This window comes from Microbacterium sp. NPDC058345 (genome assembly GCF_042723855.1).
Classification (GTDB): Bacteria; Actinomycetota; Actinomycetes; order Actinomycetales; family Microbacteriaceae; genus Microbacterium.
This window is the reverse complement of record NZ_JBHXIG010000001.1, coordinates 1,296,103-1,315,291: the sequence shown is the minus strand read 5'-3', so window position 1 is coordinate 1,315,291 and position 19,189 is coordinate 1,296,103. Positions and strand designations below refer to the sequence as shown.

The 19,189-nt window shown below is 70.8% G+C and carries 18 protein-coding genes and 1 pseudogene; 2 read left to right on the top strand and 17 right to left on the bottom strand.

Features of this window, described 5'->3' with window-relative positions; genetic code table 11:
- From ACFWH5_RS06150 to ACFWH5_RS06080, 15 genes and pseudogenes are all read right to left on the bottom strand, one after another.
- Complete coding sequence (locus tag ACFWH5_RS06150; RefSeq protein ID WP_378832909.1) at window positions 1-663, bottom strand: DNA-3-methyladenine glycosylase; 663 nt, start codon at window positions 661-663, stop codon at window positions 1-3.
- 15 nt (window positions 664-678) lie between these two features.
- Complete coding sequence (locus ACFWH5_RS06145; protein ID WP_378832907.1) at window positions 679-2,397, bottom strand: hypothetical protein; 1,719 nt, start codon at window positions 2,395-2,397, stop codon at window positions 679-681.
- Window positions 2,387-3,172, bottom strand: a complete 786-nt coding sequence (locus ACFWH5_RS06140) for a TIGR03943 family putative permease subunit (protein WP_378832905.1) — start codon at window positions 3,170-3,172, stop codon at window positions 2,387-2,389. Before ACFWH5_RS06140 ends, ACFWH5_RS06145 begins: the two co-directional genes overlap by 11 nt.
- Complete coding sequence (locus tag ACFWH5_RS06135; protein ID WP_378832902.1) at window positions 3,165-4,187, bottom strand: permease; 1,023 nt, start codon at window positions 4,185-4,187, stop codon at window positions 3,165-3,167. The genes ACFWH5_RS06140 and ACFWH5_RS06135 overlap by 8 nt, the downstream gene beginning before the upstream one ends.
- A 23-nt stretch (window positions 4,188-4,210) precedes the next feature.
- Window positions 4,211-4,645, bottom strand: a complete 435-nt coding sequence (locus ACFWH5_RS06130; protein WP_378832900.1) for a Fur family transcriptional regulator — start codon at window positions 4,643-4,645, stop codon at window positions 4,211-4,213.
- 115 nt (window positions 4,646-4,760) lie between these two features.
- Window positions 4,761-6,119: a DivIVA domain-containing protein gene (locus tag ACFWH5_RS06125; RefSeq protein ID WP_378832898.1), complete on the bottom strand. Its 1,359-nt coding sequence runs from the start codon at window positions 6,117-6,119 to the stop codon at window positions 4,761-4,763.
- Window positions 6,120-6,174: 55 nt separating this feature from the next.
- Window positions 6,175-7,029 carry a metal ABC transporter permease gene (locus ACFWH5_RS06120; protein WP_378832896.1) on the bottom strand — a complete coding sequence of 285 codons (855 nt, stop codon included), beginning with the start codon at window positions 7,027-7,029 and terminating at the stop codon, window positions 6,175-6,177.
- Window positions 7,026-7,868: a metal ABC transporter ATP-binding protein gene (locus ACFWH5_RS06115; RefSeq protein WP_378832893.1), complete on the bottom strand. Its 843-nt coding sequence runs from the start codon at window positions 7,866-7,868 to the stop codon at window positions 7,026-7,028. The genes ACFWH5_RS06120 and ACFWH5_RS06115 overlap by 4 nt, the downstream gene beginning before the upstream one ends.
- On the bottom strand, window positions 7,865-8,878 hold the full coding sequence (locus ACFWH5_RS06110; RefSeq protein WP_378832891.1) for a metal ABC transporter solute-binding protein, Zn/Mn family: 1,014 nt from the start codon (window positions 8,876-8,878) through the stop codon (window positions 7,865-7,867). The genes ACFWH5_RS06115 and ACFWH5_RS06110 overlap by 4 nt, the downstream gene beginning before the upstream one ends.
- 97 nt (window positions 8,879-8,975) lie before the next feature.
- Window positions 8,976-10,423: pseudogene (locus tag ACFWH5_RS06105) on the bottom strand (alpha-amylase family glycosyl hydrolase).
- Between the two features lie 122 nt (window positions 10,424-10,545).
- Window positions 10,546-11,895, bottom strand: coding sequence for a dihydrolipoamide acetyltransferase family protein (locus ACFWH5_RS06100; RefSeq protein ID WP_378832889.1), 1,350 nt, complete (start codon window positions 11,893-11,895; stop codon window positions 10,546-10,548).
- Window positions 11,896-11,907: 12 nt separating this feature from the next.
- On the bottom strand, window positions 11,908-12,888 hold the full coding sequence (locus ACFWH5_RS06095; protein ID WP_378832887.1) for an alpha-ketoacid dehydrogenase subunit beta: 981 nt from the start codon (window positions 12,886-12,888) through the stop codon (window positions 11,908-11,910).
- Window positions 12,885-14,015: a thiamine pyrophosphate-dependent enzyme gene (locus ACFWH5_RS06090; protein WP_378832885.1), complete on the bottom strand. Its 1,131-nt coding sequence runs from the start codon at window positions 14,013-14,015 to the stop codon at window positions 12,885-12,887. The genes ACFWH5_RS06095 and ACFWH5_RS06090 overlap by 4 nt, the downstream gene beginning before the upstream one ends.
- An 85-nt stretch (window positions 14,016-14,100) precedes the next feature.
- Window positions 14,101-15,279, bottom strand: coding sequence for a MalY/PatB family protein (locus ACFWH5_RS06085; RefSeq protein ID WP_378832883.1), 1,179 nt, complete (start codon window positions 15,277-15,279; stop codon window positions 14,101-14,103).
- A 38-nt stretch (window positions 15,280-15,317) separates the two neighbouring features.
- Complete coding sequence (locus ACFWH5_RS06080) at window positions 15,318-16,385, bottom strand: histidinol-phosphate transaminase (protein ID WP_378832881.1); 1,068 nt, start codon at window positions 16,383-16,385, stop codon at window positions 15,318-15,320.
- 86 nt (window positions 16,386-16,471) lie between these two features.
- On the opposite strand from ACFWH5_RS06080, the gene ACFWH5_RS06075 reads away from it, so the two are divergent.
- Window positions 16,472-16,870: a phage holin family protein gene (locus ACFWH5_RS06075; protein WP_378832878.1), complete on the top strand. Its 399-nt coding sequence runs from the start codon at window positions 16,472-16,474 to the stop codon at window positions 16,868-16,870.
- A 29-nt stretch (window positions 16,871-16,899) separates the two neighbouring features.
- Here ACFWH5_RS06075 and ACFWH5_RS06070 read toward each other — a convergent pair whose 3' ends face one another.
- Both ACFWH5_RS06070 and ACFWH5_RS06065 read right to left on the bottom strand, forming a co-directional pair.
- Window positions 16,900-18,267, bottom strand: coding sequence for a hypothetical protein (locus tag ACFWH5_RS06070; protein ID WP_378832876.1), 1,368 nt, complete (start codon window positions 18,265-18,267; stop codon window positions 16,900-16,902).
- Window positions 18,264-18,533 (bottom strand): hypothetical protein, encoded by a 270-nt coding sequence (locus ACFWH5_RS06065; RefSeq protein WP_378832875.1) that lies wholly within the window; start codon window positions 18,531-18,533, stop codon window positions 18,264-18,266. Before ACFWH5_RS06065 ends, ACFWH5_RS06070 begins: the two co-directional genes overlap by 4 nt.
- Window positions 18,534-18,702: 169 nt before the next feature.
- On the opposite strand from ACFWH5_RS06065, the gene ACFWH5_RS06060 reads away from it, so the two are divergent.
- Window positions 18,703-19,185: a low molecular weight protein-tyrosine-phosphatase gene (locus ACFWH5_RS06060; protein ID WP_378833551.1), complete on the top strand. Its 483-nt coding sequence runs from the start codon at window positions 18,703-18,705 to the stop codon at window positions 19,183-19,185.
- Window positions 19,186-19,189 lie beyond the last annotated feature (4 nt).

Below are 19,189 nucleotides of genomic sequence, written 5' to 3'. Positions count from 1 at the left end.
TCAGTCCGTCAGGTCGAGCGCCGCGGCGGCGGCGCCCCTCCCCCACCGGAACGGCGAGACGGTCGGGTCGGCGGGGATCCAGAACCGCCACGGGTACGCGTGCGTGCCCGCCCGCCCCGCCACGCCGACGCGCGGTCCGCTCTCGATCTCGGCAAGCGGCTCTCCCAGCCGCAGTCGTGCCACGGCGCCATGCAGGGGCTCACCCGTGATCGCGTCGACGCCGTCGTGCCGCGGATGACGCAGACCGATCACCTGCCCGAGCCGGCCGGGGCCGCGTGCAAGATCACGACCCGAGCGACCCGAGCGTGCGACGGCCGCATCCGTGCCGTCGAGCACCTCTCCGGCACGCAGCAGCACACCGCCTGCCGTGCCCGCCGGACCGCACACGACGTTCACGCAGGAGTGGATGCCGTGACTGAGATAGACGTACAGGTGCCCCGGCTCGCCCCACATGGTGGCGTTGCGGGCGGTCGGGCCCATCCGGGCGTGCGATCCGGGATCGGGAACCTCGCCGGTGCCGCGGCCGTGGTACGCCTCCACCTCGGTGATGCGCAGCGTCACCGCGGCGCCGTCGACCACGGTGCTCAGCTCACCGCCGAGCAGCCGCGGGGCGACCTCGAGCGGCAGACCGGCGAGGTCTGAGCGTTCCGCGGGGCGCAGCATCCGGGACATTCGTCTCTACGGCCTGGGCGCCAGCCGGCACCACGAGATGTCGAAGCCGCTCAGCGTGGGCAGCTCGGTCTCGCCGGCCAGATCGACCAGGCGGGTGTGCAGGGTCGACGGCAGCGGCAGCAGCATGTCGTCGTAATCGTTGTTCGGCAGGTCGGGCGCGACCACCACGGCGGCGTACTGCCCGCTCGGCGAGCCGCAGACCTGCAAGATGGCGTCGGTGCCGCTGACCTCGCTGATCACCTCGGCCGTGCCGTCGTCGGCGACCTCGACGACCGCCTGCCCCGTCGGCATGCCCGATGCGTCGCGCTGCACGATGTGTCGCAGGGTCCCGCCGGGAACAGGCTCGATGGAGGTCGCGTCGCCGTAGTCGGGTTCGGATGCCGGCAGCTCGCCCTCCTCGCCGGTGGTGAGGTCGAGGGTCACGATCCGCGCGTCGGCGCACTCGATGATCGCGGTGTAGGTGCCACGGCTCACGCCGAGGATGCTGGCGGCGAGCCCCATGGATTGCACCCCGGCATCCGTCGACGGGTCCTCCACGCCCAGCGAGCCGTCGAAGTCGATGAACAGCAGTGATGAGGAGTCCGGCACGAATCGCCAGTCCGCCACGCTGGCGTCGGCACCATCGACCTGCACGATGCGCGGATCCTGGGCACCGCTCAGCGGCTGGGTGACGAGCACGCTGGCGCGACCGGAATCCTCACTGAGCTCTCGGTCGGAGTAGCTGTAGCCGACCAGGCCGCCCCGGTCGGACACCTGCACCGACGACACGTAGCCCTGACCGGGCAGCGTCAGCTCGCGCTGCTGCGAGCCGTCGCGGCGCATCACGAGCAGCCGGGAGCCGTCATCCTCCTCCACGGCGACGACGAGCAGACCGGCCGTGACCCGGTAGTCGGAGATGCGCGGATGCTGGAACACCACGGTCGCCTTCTCGCCGGTGAGGTCGGTGGTGAAGATCTTGTCATCGCCGTCGACGTCGCGCTGCAGCAGCAGGATGCGCGAGGACGGCGTGGTGAACGAGGTGGTGAGATTCGACGACGGGCCCCCGCCCGACGACGTCACGCCGGCGACGGAGACGGTGTACTGCGTCGCGTCGCGCAGCGGAACGGTGAAGCGGATGCCGACGCTGCGGCCGGCGGCATCGACGGTGAACGGCACGGCCGGCTCGACGGTGATCTGCTCGGCGTCGATGGTGCCGAGTCGCTGGTTCGCGGTGAGGATGAGCCGGCTGCCGGACGTCTCGATCGCCTGCGCCGCGTCGACCTGGATCTGACTGAGTCGCGGCCCCTGGGTCACGCTGATCACGCCCAGCACGCCGACCACCAGCACGAGCACGCCGAGCACGGCGAGAAGGGCGCGGGACGAACGGCCGAGGCCGCGCTTCGGCGGGTGGGCCGGCTCCGCACGGTCGTCCGACACGCCAGGTGCTGGCTGCTCGAAGCGAATCGGCTCGGCATCCCGCGTCTCGGCATCCGGCGTCTCGGCCGCCGGAGCGGGCGCGGCGTCGGTGTCGGTGTCGGTGTCGGGAGCGGCAGGAGCGGATGCGGCGGCGTCGGTGTCGGGAGCGGCAGAAGCGGATGCGGCGGTCGCCGGAGCGGGCGCGGCAGCAGCGTCAGTGCCGGTGTCGGCGGGAGCGGATGCGGCGGAGTCGGCGGCGGTCTGCTCGGCAGCACGCAGCGCGCGGAGCTCGGCTCGGGTGAGCGGGGCGCCGGATCCGTCAGTACTCATACGGATCCTTCGGCTCGGCGATCCTGTTCACCTCGGACGGCTCGATGCGCAGCGTGCCGTCGGCATCCGCGCGCACGGTGCCGGTCACCTCGATCCACTGGCCGGTGTCGTACGTGCCCTCGTCCGCCGCGGCGAGCGGAAGGGATGCGGGCTGCGCATCGATCACGCAGTGCGTGATCACCATGCGGGTGAGGTTCAGCCCGCCGGCATCCGACGGGGTCACAAAGCCGGTGAGCGTGACGGACGCTCCGTCGTAGGCCTCGGGTCGGCTGGCGGTGGCGAACGCGCTGGCCCATTCGCCCACACCGAACGTGGTGGTGTCGGCGACGCCCAGCGTGACGTCGTCGGCTCCGGCGAACAGCGTGGTGGTCTCGCCGGCCCGCGACATCGCGAGCTCGGCCGACAGCGACGCCGGCGGCAGCACCAGCCCGGCGATCACCACGCCCGAGGCGACCAGTCCGCCGGCGACGGTGGCGACGGTTCCGGCCGTGCGGCGGCGGGGTGCGGCGGCATCCGCCTCGGCAGTGCCGTGATCGTGATCGTGGTCCTGCTCTGCTCCGAGCGGCAGGGTGCACGACCAGACCGCGGCGATGACGGTCAGCGCGGCGGCCGCGCAGGCGAACCACACCGTCTCCGGGCTGACGTACAGCGTGAGCCGGCCGGTCAGGCCGAGGCCGAGCGTGACGACGGCCACCACCGTCGCAAGGCCCACCCCGAGCCACCGGGTGAGCAGAGCTCGACGCCGCAGCATCCGCTCCGCGTGGGGATCATCCAAAGACGTTCACCCCCAGACCGATGGCGCACGAGGCGAGCACGACCACGCCGACGACGCCGGCGAGCACGCGAGCGGTGAAGGTCGTGCGCAGCAGCGCGATCATCTTCACGTCGACGAGCGGGCCGACGAGCAGGAACGCGATGATCGCGCCCGACGAGAACGTCGAGGCGAACGACAGGGCGAAGAACGCGTCGACGTTCGAGCAGATCGCGACGGTCATGGCGAGCGCCACCATGGCCACGATCGACAGCACGGGGTTCGAGCCGACCGCCAGCAGCACGTCGCGCGGCACCAGCACCTGCACGGCTCCGGCGAGCGCCGAGCCGATCACGAGGGCGGGCATCACCGCGCGCAGCTCGATGAGGAACTGCGTGAGGCTGCGCCGCACCGGCGTGCCGGGCTCATGCGCGACATGCGCGCAGGTCGCGACGAAGCGCTCGGTGAGCATCTCCTGCTGGTCGGCGCGGCGGCTGTGGATCCAGCCGATGAGGTTGGCGATCAGGTAGCCGCCCACGAGACGGGCGACGAGGATGCCGCCGTCCCAGCCGAACGCCGCATGCGTGGTCAGGATGACGATGGGGTTCACGATCGGCGCGGCGATGAGGAAGGTCATCGCCTCGGCCGGTGCGAGACCGCGCATCATCAGGCCGCGCGCGAACGGCACGTTGCCGCACTCGCACACCGGGATGAACATGCCCAGCAGCGACAGCACGGCACGGCGCGCCCCGGCGTTGCGGGGCAGCCAGCGCTGCACCGCATCGGAGGGCAGCCACACCTGCACGACGATCGACAGCACGACGCCGAGGATCACCCACGGCAGCGCCTCGATGAGCACGCTCAGCGAGAGGGTCAGGCCGTCCTGCGCGCGGGTGGGCAGCGGAGCCGCGAAGAGGGCGGGCGCGAACCGGTCGATGAGCACGAGCACCGCGACGATACCCGCGCCGATCGCGAGGGTTGCAGCCACGGGCGGCCGGCGGGCGGGCAGCCGACGGGCAGCGGTGTCCGTGCGGGGCATGCGCTGCTGCGGAGGGGCAGACGTCACGCCGCGTCTCCGGTGGTTCCGCCGTCCGCGGGAGCGGCGTCGAGACGATTGGCGCAGGTGGCGCACAGGCCGAAGATGTCGACGACGTGCTCGGCGTCGCGGAAGCCGTGCAGGGCGGCCGTGCGCTTGGCCCACTGCTCGACGTCTTTCGCCTCGATCTCGACGGTCAGTCCGCATGACCGGCAGATGAGGTGGTGGTGGTGCCCCTGCGTGGTGCACGCCCGGTACAGCGCCTCGCCCTCGGGGCTCTGCAGCGAGTCCGCCTCGCCGGATGCCGCGAGCCCGGCGAGCGCGCGATAGACCGTGGCGAGGCCGATGCCCGTGTTCGCCAGCCGCAGCTCGGCGTGCAGTGTCTGCGCGCTCACGAAGCCGCGCGCATCCGCGAGCGCATCGCGCACGCGTTCGCGCTGCCAGGTGTTCCGCTGAGCCATGCTCCGAGTCTAGGCCGCGCGCCTGTGTCCGGGCCGGACGGTCGCGGGGCGCGAGGCCCGGCCGTCGCCGAAAAGCGGCGACGCAGGCAGGAGCATCCGGCGGGCGGCCGGATGCTCAGGCGCGGGCGTCGTCCTCGGCGAACTCGGCGTCCTCGACGTCGGCGTCGACGGCTCCGTCAGCGTCCTCGTCGAGGATGTCCTCGAGTTCGTCGTCGACATCGGATGCTGCCGGGCCCGACGCGCCGGCGGCCGGCCCGGTCAGCACGCCCTCCGGCCGGATGAGCTCGCGCACCTCGGACATGAAGCTGTTCAGCTGCTGCTGCTGCCAGCGCAGCTGACGGGTGCGGTCCTCGGCATCGCGCAGTGCGCCGGTGGCGTGGGCGGTGACGGTCTCGACGATCTTCTGCGCCTTGGCACGGGCGCGGTCGAGGGTCTCGCCGGCCTTGACCTTGGCGTCGGCCTCGATCGCCTGCGCCTGCGAGCGCATCAGCCGCTCGTAGTCCTCGGCCTTGGCCGAGATGCGTTGCGCGTGCTCGAGCGACGCGGCGACCTGCTCGTTGGCGTCGCTGGTGATGCGCTCGGCGTGGGCGACGGCCTGGTTGTGCAGCACCAGGAACTCCTGCTGCGCGTCGTCCTGCCGGCGGGTGAGGGTCTCCTCGAACTCCAGCACGCGGGCGTTCATCTCGCGCACGTCGCGCTCGGCGGCGGCACGCTGGTCGGTGGTCTCACGGGTGACCATGGCGCGCAGCGCCGCGGCGCCCTTCTCGGCCTTGGTGCGCAGCGTCGCGGCCTCGCGCTCGGCCTGCACGACCTTCTCGGCGGCATGCGCCGCCTCCCGCTCGAGACGCGCCTCGTGCGCGGTGTACTCGGTGTCGATCTTCAGGCGCACCTGCGCGGCGTCGTGCTCGGCCTGCTCGCGGATGCGTGCGACATCCGCCTCCAGCTCGGCGCGCTTGGCCTCGGCCTCCTCGCGCGCGGCCTCCAGCAGCCGCTCGGCCTGCGTCGCGGCGTTGTGGATCAGCACACTGGCCTGCTCTTCGGCAACGCGCAGCACCGCCTCGAACTGCTGCCGGCTCTGCGGCTCATCGGCGTCAGCAGGAGCCTCGCTCAGCTCGGTGGCGAGCGTCGCCACCTGCGCGGCGGCATCCTCTGCCTGCGCGCGCACCGCCGCGAGTTCGTCCTCGAGGCGCGCGACCCGCTCCTCGCTCTCGGCACGCAGCTCCTGCAGCTCGGCCTCGCTCTGCTCGCGGGCCTCGTCGACCTCCGCGCGGCGACGGGCGTCGGCCTGCTCGAGGTCGGCGGTGATCCGCTTCAGCTGGTCGCGCAGAGTGGCGACGGCGGCGTCGACCTCGCCCTTGTCGTACCCGCGGAACGCCTGCGTGAAGGAGGCGTGCTCCTTGCCAGGCGTCGTCGTCAGCAGCTGGTCGAAGAAATCGCCGTTCTGCGTGTTGTCGGACTCGTGCGTCTCGCTCACCGGCCGTCACCTTTCTGAAGAATTCGTGCCCCGGGATACATGATGTCATCTCCGGTCACGCGCGGCGGACGCGCTGGCGACCCCGCTGCACCATCCAGCATCCGCCGTAGATGAGGAAGGAGATGGTGGTGATGTACGGGCTCACCGGCAGGGTGCCGGCCAGGGCCAGCAGGATGCCGCCCACCGCCGAGACGAAGCCGAACAGCGTCGCCAGCAGGGGTACTGCGACGGGACCGGCGCTGACGCGCATCGCGGCGGCCGCCGGCGTGACCAACAGGGCCATGACAAGGAGCGCGCCGATGATGTGCACGCTCACCGCGACGATCAGCCCGAGCAGCACCATGAACACCAGGCTCACGGTGCGGGTGGGCACGCCGCGGGCGGCGGCCGATTCGGGGTCGAGCGAGTCGAAGCGCAGCGGGTTCCACATCAGCAGCAGCCCCGCGAGCACGACGATGCTGATGCCGATCAGCCAGCCCAGGTCGGGGCTGGAGACCGAGACGATTTGACCGGTGAGCAGGCCGAAGCGGTTGGCGCTTCGACCCTCGTAGAGCGAGAGGAAGAGGATGCCGAGGCCGAGGCCGAACGGCATCAGCACTCCGACGATCGAGTTGCGATCGCGCGCTTTGGCGCCGAGCACGCCGATCAGGATCGCGGCGACCAGCGCGCCGCCGATGGAGCCGGCCACGACGCTGCCGCCGAACAGCAGCGCCGCCGCGGCGCCGGCGAAGGACAGCTCGCTCACGCCGTGCACCGCGAACGCCAGATCACGCTGCATCACGAACACGCCGATGAGCCCGCCCACGAGGCCGAGGACGGCTCCGGCGATGAGCGAGTTCGACAGCAGCGCGAGCAGGGCCCCGTAGTCCTGGAAAGAGAAGACGTCACTCCAGTCGACGAGCGGGCTCATGCGTGCGCTCCGGATGCGGCGTCATCGTCGTGCTCGTGGTGCGGCTCGGCATCCGGCACCCCCACGACGACCAGGCGGTCGCCGGCGCGGAGTACGAACACCGGGGTGCCGTAGAGGTCGGTCAGCACGCGGCTCTGCAGCACCTCATCGGGCGTGCCGAGCACGAACCGCCCGCCGGCGATGTACAGGATGCGATCGACGCGGTCGAGGATCGGGTTGATGTCATGCGTGACGAAGAGCACCGCGGCGCCGCGGTCGCGCCGCTCGCGGTCGATGATGTCGGTCACGCCGCGCTGGTTCGCGAGGTCGAGGTTCGACAGCGGCTCGTCGCACAGCAGCAGCATGGGCGCATCGGCGAGGGCCTGGCCGACGCGCAGGCGCTGCTGCTCGCCACCGGAAAGCATGCCGACGCGACGGTCTGCGTAGTGCGTCGCGCCGACGCCGGCGAGCAGCGCGTCGACCCTCGCCCTGTCTCCGCGGCGCGGGATCGGCAGGCCGAAACGCGTGCCCTGCACGCCGAGGGCGACGAGGTCGCGGGCGCGCATGCTCGTGTCGGGCGGCAGCGGGCGTTGCTGCGGAATGTATCCGATGCGCGGGTCGCCGCGGCGTGCCGGCTCTCCGCCGACGCGGATGCTGCCGCTGGACAGCATCTGCAGGCCGAGGATGGCCCGCAGCAGGGTGGTCTTGCCGGATCCGGACGGTCCGAGCACGGCGATGAACTCCCCCGGGTGGACTTCGAGGTCGAGCCCGGCCCACAGCTCGCGGTCGCCGCGGCGCAGCGCCGCACCCTGGATGCGGAGGACCGGCTCAGCGCTGATCGGCTCGGCGCCCTCGCTCACTTCTCGAGCGCGTCGGCGAGGCTCTGGATCGCGTCGTGCATCCACTCAGCGTACGACTGATCGGCCTCGAGCAGCTCCGAGAAGGTCACGACCGGGATGCCGGCCGTCTCGGCGGCGTCCTCCACCTTGTCGGTCTCGGCTCCGCCGGTCTGCGCATTGGTGAGCAGCGCGTCGACGCCGCCGTCCTCGATGAGCTGCAGCGCGGCGAGCAGCGTGGCGGGGGCGACGTCGTTGCCCTCTTCGACCGCCGAGGCGAAGCCCTCCGGTGTGGCGTCGTCGAGTCCGGCAGCGGCGGCGAGGTAGCCGGGCAGCGGCTCGGTCATGAACACCGGGGTGCCCTCGAGGGCGGTGTGCAACTCGTCGAGCTCGGCCTCGATGCCCTCGAGCTCGGCGATCAGGTTCTCGGCGTTGGCCGTGTAGTCGTCCTTGCCCTCGGGGTCGGCCTCGCCGAGATCCGCGGCGATCTGCTCCACCACGTGGATGATGGTGTGCGGGTCGAACCAGACGTGCTCGTTGAAGCCCTCGATGTGGTCGTGATCGGCGTGGTCGTGCTCTTCCTCGGCGTGGGCCTCGTCCACGTGTGCCTCGTCTTCGGCGTGGTCGTGCTCGCCCTCCGCGTGCTCCTCGGCGTGGTCGTGTCCGTCCTCGCCGCCGGGGAAGTCGTGCGAGAACTCGGCGGCCGTGATGACGACCGCATCCGACCCATCGCGCAGCTCTTCGACGAAGCCGTCGTAGCCTCCGCCGTTCTCGATCACCAGGTCGGCCTGCTGTACCGCGAGGCGATCGCGGGCGGTCGCCTCGTACGAGTGCGGGTCCTTCTCGGCGGAGTCGATCAGGCTCGTGACCTCGACCCGGTCGCCGCCCACCTCTGCCGCGAGCGCCCCGTACACGTTCGTCGAGGCGACGACGCGCAGTGTGCCGTCATCCGCGGCGCCGGGTGCGGAAGAGCATCCGGTGAGCACGAGGACGGATGCGGCGGCGAGCGAGAGAGCGGCGTGAAACTTCTGCATGCCGTCCAACCTAATGCATATGAGAATCATTCTCAACAGCACGACCCGCTCGTCGATGAATCCCCGCACCACCCGCGGCGACGTGCGGGTCGACCCCTCAGTCGCGGGGTGCGATCCAGGCGGTGGATTCGCCGGGCAGGATGCCGCCGGCGACCGGCCGACTGGCGAGCACGACGTGCTCGGCATCCGCTTCGAGATCGAAGGACTCGGTGCCGAAGTTCGCCACGACCTGCCATCCGTTCGGGCGAGCGAAGCGCAGCACGTCGACGCGGTCGGTCTTCAGCCACTCGAGGCTCTCGTCGGTCTGCAGCCGGTGCCGCAGGCGCAGCGCATCCCGGTACAGCGATAGCGTCGACGACGGGTCACCGGCGAGCACATCCACCGCATGCTGCGCGAACCACGCCGGCTGCGGCAGGTGCGCGCCGTCGGACCCGAAGCCGAAGGAGGAGCCGTCCGCCGTCCACGGCAGCGGCACGCGGCACCCGTCGCGTCCGAGGCCGTCGAACTCGGCACCACGGAAGAAGGCCGGATCCTGACGCTGTGCCGGCGTGATGGCGGCCACCTCGTGCAGGCCCAGCTCCTCCCCCTGATAGACGTAGGTGCTGCCGGGCAGGCCGAGCAGCAGCAGCGTCGCCGCGCGTGCCCGGCGCAGACCGCGCTCGCGATCCAGCTGTTCCTCCGGCCCGCCGGCGGCGACCCACTCCGTGCCCTGCTTGACGTGCCGGCCGTTCAGCGGCGGCAGCCCGTATCGGGTGGCGTGTCGGGTGACGTCGTGGTTCGAGAGCACCCACGTGGTCGACGAGCCGCTGAGCGTGGCCTGGGCGAGGTTGTCGGCGATGATGCGGCGGAACTCCACGGCATCGAAGTCGGCGACCAGCAGGTCGAAGTTGAACGCCTGCCCGAGCCCCTCCGCCGACGCGTACTTCGCTCGGCGCTCGGGAGTGCTCACCCACGCCTCAGCGACGGCGGTCCGCGGCGGATCGTACGAATCGAACACCTGGCGCCATTCGGCGTAGATCTCGTGCACGTCGTCGCGGTCGATCAGCGGGTGCGAGCCGCGGGGCCGCCGAACACCGACACCCAGTCCGTCGGCGGCTCCGCACCGTCGGGGCCGTTGCCCTCACGGAAGATGTACCGGTCGCGGGCCTCCGATCCGCGCCCGGCGGCCAGCGCCTCCTGGAACCACTCGTGCCGATTCGAGGTGTGGTTGGGCACGATGTCGACGATGACGCGGATGCCGCGTGCGTGCAGCGCCTCGACCATCGCATCGAAGTCGTCGAGGGTGCCCAGTCGCGGATCGACATCCCGGTAGTCATCGACGTCGTACCCGCCGTCGGCGAGCGCCGAGGGATAGAACGGGCTCAGCCACACCGCGTCGACGCCGAGGTCGGCGAGATAGTCGACGCGGGACAGGATGCCGGGAAGGTCGCCGATCCCGTCGCCGTTGGCGTCGGCGAAGCTGCGCGGGTAGATCTGGTAGACCACCGCCTGACGCCACCAGGCGGCCTCGTCGGTGTGCTTCTGGTCGGGAACCGTGTCGGTCATGCGGGATCCTCTCCTTCGCTCGACGTCGCCCGTACGCTACGTGCGCGGCGGCGGCCGCGCCAGCCCCCTTGACGCGTCCGGCCCGGGCACGCGACGAGTCGGCGTGATCAGACAAGCGCAGGTCAGTCGACCAGCAGTGCGGGCTCCTCGAGCACGGATGCCACATCGGCGATGAACCGGCTCATGCCGTCGCCGTCGATCACGCGGTGATCGAACGAGCCGGCCACCGTGGTCACCCAGCGCGGACGCACCTCGCCGTCGACCACCCACGGCTTCTGGCTGATCGTGCCCATCGCCACGATGCCGGCCTCGCCGGGGTTGATGATCGGGGTGCCGGCATCCATCCCGAACACGCCGATGTTCGTGATCGTGATCGTGCCGCCCTGCTGATCGGCCGGGCTCGTCTTGCCCTCCCGAGCGGTGAGCGTCAGCCGGTTCAGGGCGCGGGCCAGGTCGCGCATGCCGAGATCCTGCGCGTCCTTGATGTTCGGCACGAGCAGGCCACGCGGCGTCGCGGCCGCGATACCCAGGTTCACGTAGTGCCGCACCGAGATCTCGGCGCCGTCGTCGGTGTCGATCCACGCGGCGTTCACCATGGGCGTGCGGCGCACGGCCCAGATGACCGCCCTCGCCATGATGAGCAGCGGCGACACCTTGATGTCGGCGAAGTCGGGCGACGCCTTGAGCCGCTTGACGAGCTCCATCGTGCGGGTGGCGTCGACTTCCTTCCACACCGTCACGTGCGGTGCGGTGTACGCGCTCTGCACCATGGCGTTCGCGCTCGCCTTGCGTACGCCCTTGACCGGGATGGCCTCCGAGCGCGCCGGGTCGCTGCCGGGCTGCAGGCCGCGGGCGAGGCCGACAGCCGGCAGCTGCGGTGCGGGCACCGTCTCCTCGCGCACATCGCCCCATTCGGGTGTGGAGATGTTGCGGAAGACGCTCGCCTGTGAGGCGAGCTGCACGACGTCGTCGCGGGTCACCTCACCGTCGGCGCCGGTGGGCGTGACGGCGGTCAGATCGACGCCGAGGTCGCGGGCGAGCTTGCGGATCGGGGGCTTGGCGATCACGCCGACCGAGGAGCGCACCGGGTGCTCGACCGCACGCTTGCGGCGCGAGGTCGCTCCTCCGCCGCTGCCGTAGCCGACCAGCACCGAGCCGCCGCCCTCGTCGGCGGCGGGTGCGGCCGGCTGCGGCTTCGCGGCCGGTGCGGGGGCATCCGTGACGAAGGTGATGATCGGCGCGCCCACCTCGACCGTGGCGCCCTCGTCGACGAGCAGCTCGCCGACGGTACCCGCATGCGGGGAGGGCAGCTCCACGAGCGACTTCGCCGTCTCGATCTCGCAGATCACGTCGTTGATCGCCACGGCGTCGCCCGGAGCGACCTTCCAGGTGACGACCTCGGCTTCGGTGAGGCCTTCGCCGACGTCCGGCAGGGTGAAGGTCCTGGTGCCCTTTGCAGCATCTGAGCTCATGACGGAATCCGATCAGTAGGCGAGGGAGCGGTCGACGGCCTCCAGGATGCGATCGGCATCCGGAAGGTACGTGCCTTCGAGCTTGGCGGGCGGGAACGGGGTGTCGAAGCCCGAGACGCGCAGCACGGGGGCCTCCATTGCATAGAACGCGCGCTCCATGACGGTCGCCGCGATCTCGCTGCCCAGACTGTTGAAGCCCGGAGCCTCCTGCGCGTAGACCATCCGCCCGGTGGACCGCACCGAGTCGAGGATGGGCCCGTAGTCCACGGGCGACAGGGAGCGCACGTCGACGACCTCGCAGCTGGTGCCCTCGGCCTCGGCGAGCGCGGCCGCCTGCAGCAGGGTCGTCACCATCGCGCCGTGGCCGACGAGGGTGACGTCGCTGCCGCGGCGGACGACGCGAGAGGCGTGCAGCGGGAGGGCGGATGCCGACAGGTCGACCTCGCCCTTCGGCCAATACCGGCTCTTCGGCTCCAGGAAGATCACCGGATCGTTCGACGCGATGGCCTCCTGGATCATCCAGTAGGCGTCGTTCGGCGTCGACGGTGACACCACCCGCAGCCCCGGGGTGTGCGTGAAGTACGCCTCCGGGCTCTCCTGGTGGTGCTCCACGGCCCCGATATGGCCGCCGTAGGGGATGCGGATCACGATCGGCATCGACAGTGCGCCCTCGTGCCGGTTGGTCATCTTCGCCAGCTGCGATGTGATCTGGTCGAACGCGGGGAAGACGAACCCGTCGAACTGGATCTCGCACACCGGCCGGAAACCCGCCATGGCCAGGCCGATCGCGGTGCCGACGATGCCGGACTCGGCGAGCGGGGTGTCGAGCACGCGGCGGTCGCCGAAGTCGCGCTTGAGGTGCTCGGTCACCCGGAACACTCCCCCGAGCGCTCCGATGTCCTCACCCATGAGCAGCACGCGCGGGTCGTCCTCCAGCGCCTTCCGCAGCCCGGCGTTCAGCGCCTTGGAGAACGGCATCGTCTCGATGGTCATCGGCCCGCCTCCTGCTCGAACGACGCCTCGTAGGCGTCGAGCCACTGCCGCTGCTCGTCGATGAGCGGATGCGGGTCGCTGTACACGTCCCGGAAGATCGTCTCCCGGCTGGGCGAAGGCAGCTCGACGGTGCGTGCGCGCAGGTCCTCGGCCGCATCCGCCGCCTCAGCATCCACACCCGCGAAGAAGGACTCCGTCGCGCCCTTGCCGAGCAGGAAGGCGCGCATGCGCGCGATCGGATCGCGGCGCGCCCACATCTCCTCCTCGTCGGAGCCGCGATACTTCGTGGGATCGTCACTCGTCGTGTGCGCACCCATGCGATAGGTGACCGCCTCGATCGCGCGGGGGCCGAGCCCGGCGCGCGCCTCGTCGAGCAGCATCCGCGACACCGCGTAACTGGCGAGCACATCGTTGCCGTCGACCCGTTGGCTCGGGATGCCGTATCCGGCACTGCGGCTGACCAGCGGCACCCGGGACTGGGTCTCGACGGGTACGGAGATCGCCCAGTGGTTGTTCTGCAGGAAGAACAGCACCGGGGCGTCGTAGCTGGCGGCGAACACCATGGCCTCGTGCACGTCGCCCTGGCTGGACGCGCCGTCGCCGTAGTAGACGACGACGGCCTCGTCACGCTCGGGATCGCCGCTGCCGGTCTTGCCGTCGAAGGCGAGCCCCATCCCGAAGCCGGCGGCGTGCAGGGTCTGCGAGCCGAGCACCAGCGTGTAGATGCGGGTGTTGCCGTTCTTCGGGTCGGTCGGATCCCAGCCGCCGTGCGAGGTGCCGCGCATGACACGGATGATGTCGAGCGGATCGACGCCCCGGATGCGGGTCACGGCGTGCTCCCGGTACGACGGGAAGATCGTGTCCTGCCGGCGCGCAGCGTGCGCCGAGCCCACCTGCGCGGCCTCCTGACCGCGGCTCGGCGGCCACAGGGCGAGCTGGCCCTGTCGCTGCAGGTTGGTGGCCTGGGTGTCGATGGCGCGAATGATCACCATGTCGCGGTAGAACTGCTCGAGCTCGGCGTCGGAGAGAGCGTCGATCAGCGGCAGATACCGCTGCGCGGCATCCGACGGGGCGAAGCTTCCGTCCGCTTCCAGGACGCGGACGAGGGGGATGTCGGTCGAGGTCACGGTCCCACGCTACCCACGCCCGCATGCCCGGTCACGTATAACTAGGACGCCCTTGCAAGTGCCCGGATCGCGGAAGAAGTCCCGGTCAGCGGCCGTGCGAGCGGGCCAGCCGCTCCAGCGCCGCCTCGATCGCGTGTCGCGGAGCGGCGAGGTTCATCCGCTCGAAGCCCGCTCCCTCCGGCCCGAACATGGCGCCCTCGTCGAAGAACACCAGCGCCTCCTGCTCGTGGATGCGCTGCAGCTCCTCGGCCGGCAGCCCGAGCGCGCGGAAGTCCATCCACTGCAGATACGTGCCTTCGAGGTCGTGCACGACGACCTCCGGCATCCGTTCGGCGAGGAAGTCCCGCACCACCAGGTGGTTGCCGTGCACCAGGTCGATGAGACCCGCGAGCCATCCGCCGGCATTGGCGTAGGCGAGCCGGCAGGCTTCGAAGCCGAGGGCGTTGAGGGTGAAGAAGCCGGTGCGCGCCTGCTCGGTGCTGTAGCGCTCGCGCAGCGCGTCATCGGTGATGACGATGTTGCTGGTCGACATGCCCGCCAGGTTGAAGGTCTTGCTCGGCGCCGTGCAGACGATCGTGCGGGCCGCGGCATCCGCTCCGAGGGTCGAGAAGACGGTGTGCGCATGGCCGGGCATGACGAGGTCGAAGTGGATCTCGTCGCTGATCACCGTCAGGTCGTTCTCGCGGGCGATGCGCCACACCTGCTCGAGCTCTTCGCGCTCCCACACCCGCCCGGTCGGGTTGTGCGGGCTGCAGAACAGCAGCGCCGTGGTGCGCGGATCGGCCGCCTTCTCGGCGAGGTCGTCGAGGTCGAGCCGCCAGCGGCCGTCGCGCTGCACCAGCGGGTTGCGCACGACGACGCGGTCGTTGTTCTCGATCGCCCCGAAGAACGGGTAGTAGGCGGGCGTCTGCACGATGACGCCGTCGCCGGGTGCGGTCACAGCCCTGATCGCCGTGTAGAACGCGGGCACGACCCCGGGCGCGAGGCGGATGTGGTCGCGGTCGACGTTCCAGCCGTGCCGGTTGCGGAACCAGCCGGTCACGGCGTCCCAGTAGGCGTCGGTGGCCATGGTGTAGCCGAGCACGGCGCTCTGCAGGTGCTCGCGCAGCCCCTCGATGATCTCGGGTGCGAGCTTCAGGTCGAGGTCGGCGACCGAGAAGGGCGCGATGCCGGCCGGCACGTCGGGGTTCGACCGCCGCATGGAGTCCCATTTGGCCGCGCCCGTGCCGGTGCGGTCGATCACGGTCTCGAAGTCGTAGTACATGCCGTCTCTCTCAGCTCGTCCGTCTCAGCTCGTCCGTGTCAGCGCAGCGCCGCGGCGACCCGCAGCACCCGCGCGATCGACTCCTCTTCGCCGACCGAGATCCGGATGCCGTCGCCCGAGAAGGGCCGCACCATCAGGTCGGCGGCGTCGAAGGCGGCCGCGGCGGCATCCGTCTGCTCGCCCGTGGGCAGCCACACGAAGTTCGCCTGCGTCTCAGGCACATCCCAGCCCTGCGCGCGCAGGCCCTCGGCCAGGCGCGTGCGGCGCTCGACGATCACGGCGACCCGCTCACGCAGTTCGTCCTCGGCGTCGAGGCTGGCGATGGCCGCGCGCTCGGCGGCGCTGGTGACCGAGAGCGGGATGCCGGTGGTGCGCGCCGCGTCGAGGACGCGAGGGTGTCCGATCGCGTAGCCGATGCGAAGGCCGGCCAGTCCGAACGCCTTCGAGAACGTGCGCAGCACCACGACGTTCGGATGCTTCTCGAAGAGCCGCTCCGTCAGCCCGTCGACCGCGTCGGGGTCGGTCACGAACTCGGCATACGCCTCGTCGAGGATGATCAGCACATCCTGCGGGATCCGCGCGACGAACGCCGCGAAGTCGGCGCTCGTCACGATCGGGCCGGTCGGGTTGTTCGGCGTGCAGACGATCACGACGCGCGTGCGCTCGGTGACGGCATCCGCCATCGCGTCGAGGTCGTGCCGGGCACCGGGGCCGAGCGGCACCTGCACACCGGTGGCGCCCGCGACCAGGGGAAGCCCGGGATAAGCCTCGAAGGAGCGCCAGGCGTAGACCACCTCATCGCCGACGGAGGCCGTGCCGAGCACGAGCTGGTAGAGGATCGACACGCTGCCGGCGGCGACGTGCACCGCGTCGGCGGCGATGCCGTGCTTCTCGCCGAGCCGTGCCCGCAGCGCGCCCGCGGTGGCATCCGGATAGCGGTTGATCGGAGCCGTCCGGGTCAGCGCTTCGAGAACCGACGGCAGCGGCTCGAACGGGTTCTCGTTGCTCGACAGCTTGAACGCGTTCGCGCCGGCCTGCTTGCCCTGACGGTACGGCGGCAGGGCGGCGATCTCGGGACGGATGCGGGGCAGGATCGGCTCGGTCACGATGCCGAGTCTAAAGGCGAGCGGAACGCCCCGGCGAGCGAGCGATCTGTCGCCCCCGAGCCTGCGCGTGCCAGACTGACGGCATCATGCGATTCATCATCCGTGTCGTCGTCAACGCCTTCGCCCTGTGGGTGGTCTCGCTGATCACCGTGCTGCAGGTGGACATCACTCCGTTCGCACCGGGAGACACTCTTCAGCTGGTGCTCACGCTGCTCGCCGTCGGCGCGATCTTCGCGCTGGTGAACACGATCATCGGCACGGTGGTGAAGATCGTCGCGTTCCCGCTGTACATCCTCACCTTCGGGCTGATCGGCTTCGTGATCAACGGGTTCCTGCTGTGGCTGACCGCCTGGATCACCAGCGGGTTCGGCTGGGGGCTGACCGTCGGCCACTTCTGGTGGGGTGTGCTGGCCGCTCTCGTCATCTCGGTGATCAACGGCCTGTTCGGCTTCATCCTGCGGCCGCAGAAGAAGAAGCGCTCCTGAGATCCGCTGGTGGCGCGAACCGCTGATCGTCAGGGCCGGGTCGCCTCGAACTCCATGACCTCCACGCTCTCGGCTTCGGCGAGTTCGGCGTAGAACCCCTCGCGCAGGGCGGTCACGCGCGGATCACCGGAACCGTCGACCATGCCGGCGGTCTCGGTGTAGACGTCGAAGTCGTGCTCGTTCCAGAACAGGAACCGGTCGACGTCCCGCGTCGCCGCGAAGCTCTCGGCCGACCCCGAGCCGCCCATGGATCCGCCGCCCGTGAGGTTGGCCACGGGATCACCGGCGTGCTCGATCTGCACGTGCGTCTGCTCCGGAGTGAGCCACGGGATGACGGGGTTCCCCGCGGTGATCAGGGTGGTCGTCGTGTACGGGCTGTCCATCGCTGTGAACGATGCGATGGCAGCGCCCTGCGAGTACCCCACGAAGTCGACCTGATCGCCGGGTCGTGCGCCTGCCTCTTCGAGCGCCTGCAACGTCGCCTGCTGCGAGGCCGCGGCGTGGCGGTCCATGTACAGGTCCCAGTTGGACCCCATGTCCCAGGGGTCGTCCGTGCCTGGCAGTGATTCGCGGGTACCGTCGAGGTACGCCACGAACCGGCTCGTGCCGTCGTTCATGGTGTACTTCTCCACCGCGATCTGCCCCGCCTTCCCGTACGGGATCCGCTCGAACGACTGCTTCAGACCGGTCGGCGCCGCCGCCGCACCCGCGGCCACCAGCTGCACCTCGACGGGCGGCGGCGGGCCGGTCAGCCGGGCGCCCGCGGGCAGCACCGCGCGGTCGAGCCGGTTCGCCGTGTCGACCCCGGTGCGCAGGAGCGTCTCGACCGGCCGCGGCCCGAGGAATGCGCCCGCCAGCGCCCCGGCGAAGATGCCGAAGGGCGGCGCGGCGAGCGACAGCGTGCTGGAGGCGAACGCGGTGAGGAACGGCCCGAACAGGTCCAGCGGCTGATCGCCGGTGCCCGCGTAGCGCTGCTTCATCCAGTCGGCTTCGAGCCACTTCACGCGGTTCTCGATGTCGGGATCCGCCTGCACCAGCTGATCGATCCTCGTCTGCAGCACCTCCGCCGCCGCGTGATCGTCGATGCCGAGCATCTCCTGCTGCGCACGCAGCTCGACCAGCTCGAAGGTGTCGGCCATCACCTCGCATCCGTGGGTGATGTTCTCGACGACGGGTCGCAGCGCGGAGAGCCGCGCCGCGCACGCCGCGATGCCGGGCGCCCCGGCCCGCTGCTCGAGATGCGGCGCCTGCCCGAGCGCGTGCGCTGCGCGGTGCAGCAGGTCGGTCGCATCCGAGAGCGCGGCACCGACCCCACGAAAGCGGCGACCGATGTCCCGCACCATCTCCGAGTCGACGGCGATCGCACCGCCGGAGGTGATGGTCAGGTCGTCGCTCATGTGCCGATTCCCGCCTGCACCTGCGACCGGGCATTTCGCGCCGCCGCGAGCTCACCCATCACCGATCCGTGCAGCTGCTCGATGCCCTGCCGCATCGTGCGGGCACTCGTTCCCCTGTTGTGCCAGGCGGACTGGGCCGCGAGCTCTCGGCAGGCGGCCTGTGCGCCGGCGAGCACGTCGGCGGCATCATCGAGCAGGCGGAGCGCCGCGAAGGCCCACCAGATCTCATCACTCGCCGGCGCCTCGGCGATCGCTATCGAGTACATGCGACCAGACTGCGCGCCGCACCGCATCCGCCCCGGCCGGTTCCCCGGTCGCTGTGGACGCGATGAGGACTCTTCCGGATTGGGGAGAGAAGTGCAGAATGGAGCAGTGACCCGCACGGATCCCTTCCGCGTCATCTTCGTCTGCACGGGCAACATCTGCCGGTCGCCCATGGCCGAAGTGGTGCTGCGCACGCTCGCCGACGAGCGCGGCCTGGGATCGCACGTCCTCTCGCGCAGCGCCGGGACCGGCGACTGGCATCTCGGCGAGCGCGCCGACGCCCGCACGCTCGAGGCGCTCAGTCGCCGCGGCTACGACGGGTCGTCGCATCGCGCCCGGCCGTTCAACGCGGCGTCCTTCGCCGAGAACGACCTGATCGTCGCGCTCGACCGCACGCACGAGCGCATCCTGCGGGCGTGGGCGCGCACCGAGGACGACGAGGGGAAGGTCACGCTGCTGCGCGCCTACGATCCGTCCGCGTCCAGCATGGACGTGCCCGACCCCTACTACGCGGGGGCCGCGATGTTCGATTCGGTGCTCGGTATGATTGAGACCGCGACCCGCGGCCTGTTCCGACAGCTGGAGCCTGCCGTGCGCGCCCCCCGTACGACGCCCCGCGCGATGCGAGGGCCCGATCAGGAGGATCTCCCCTGACTTC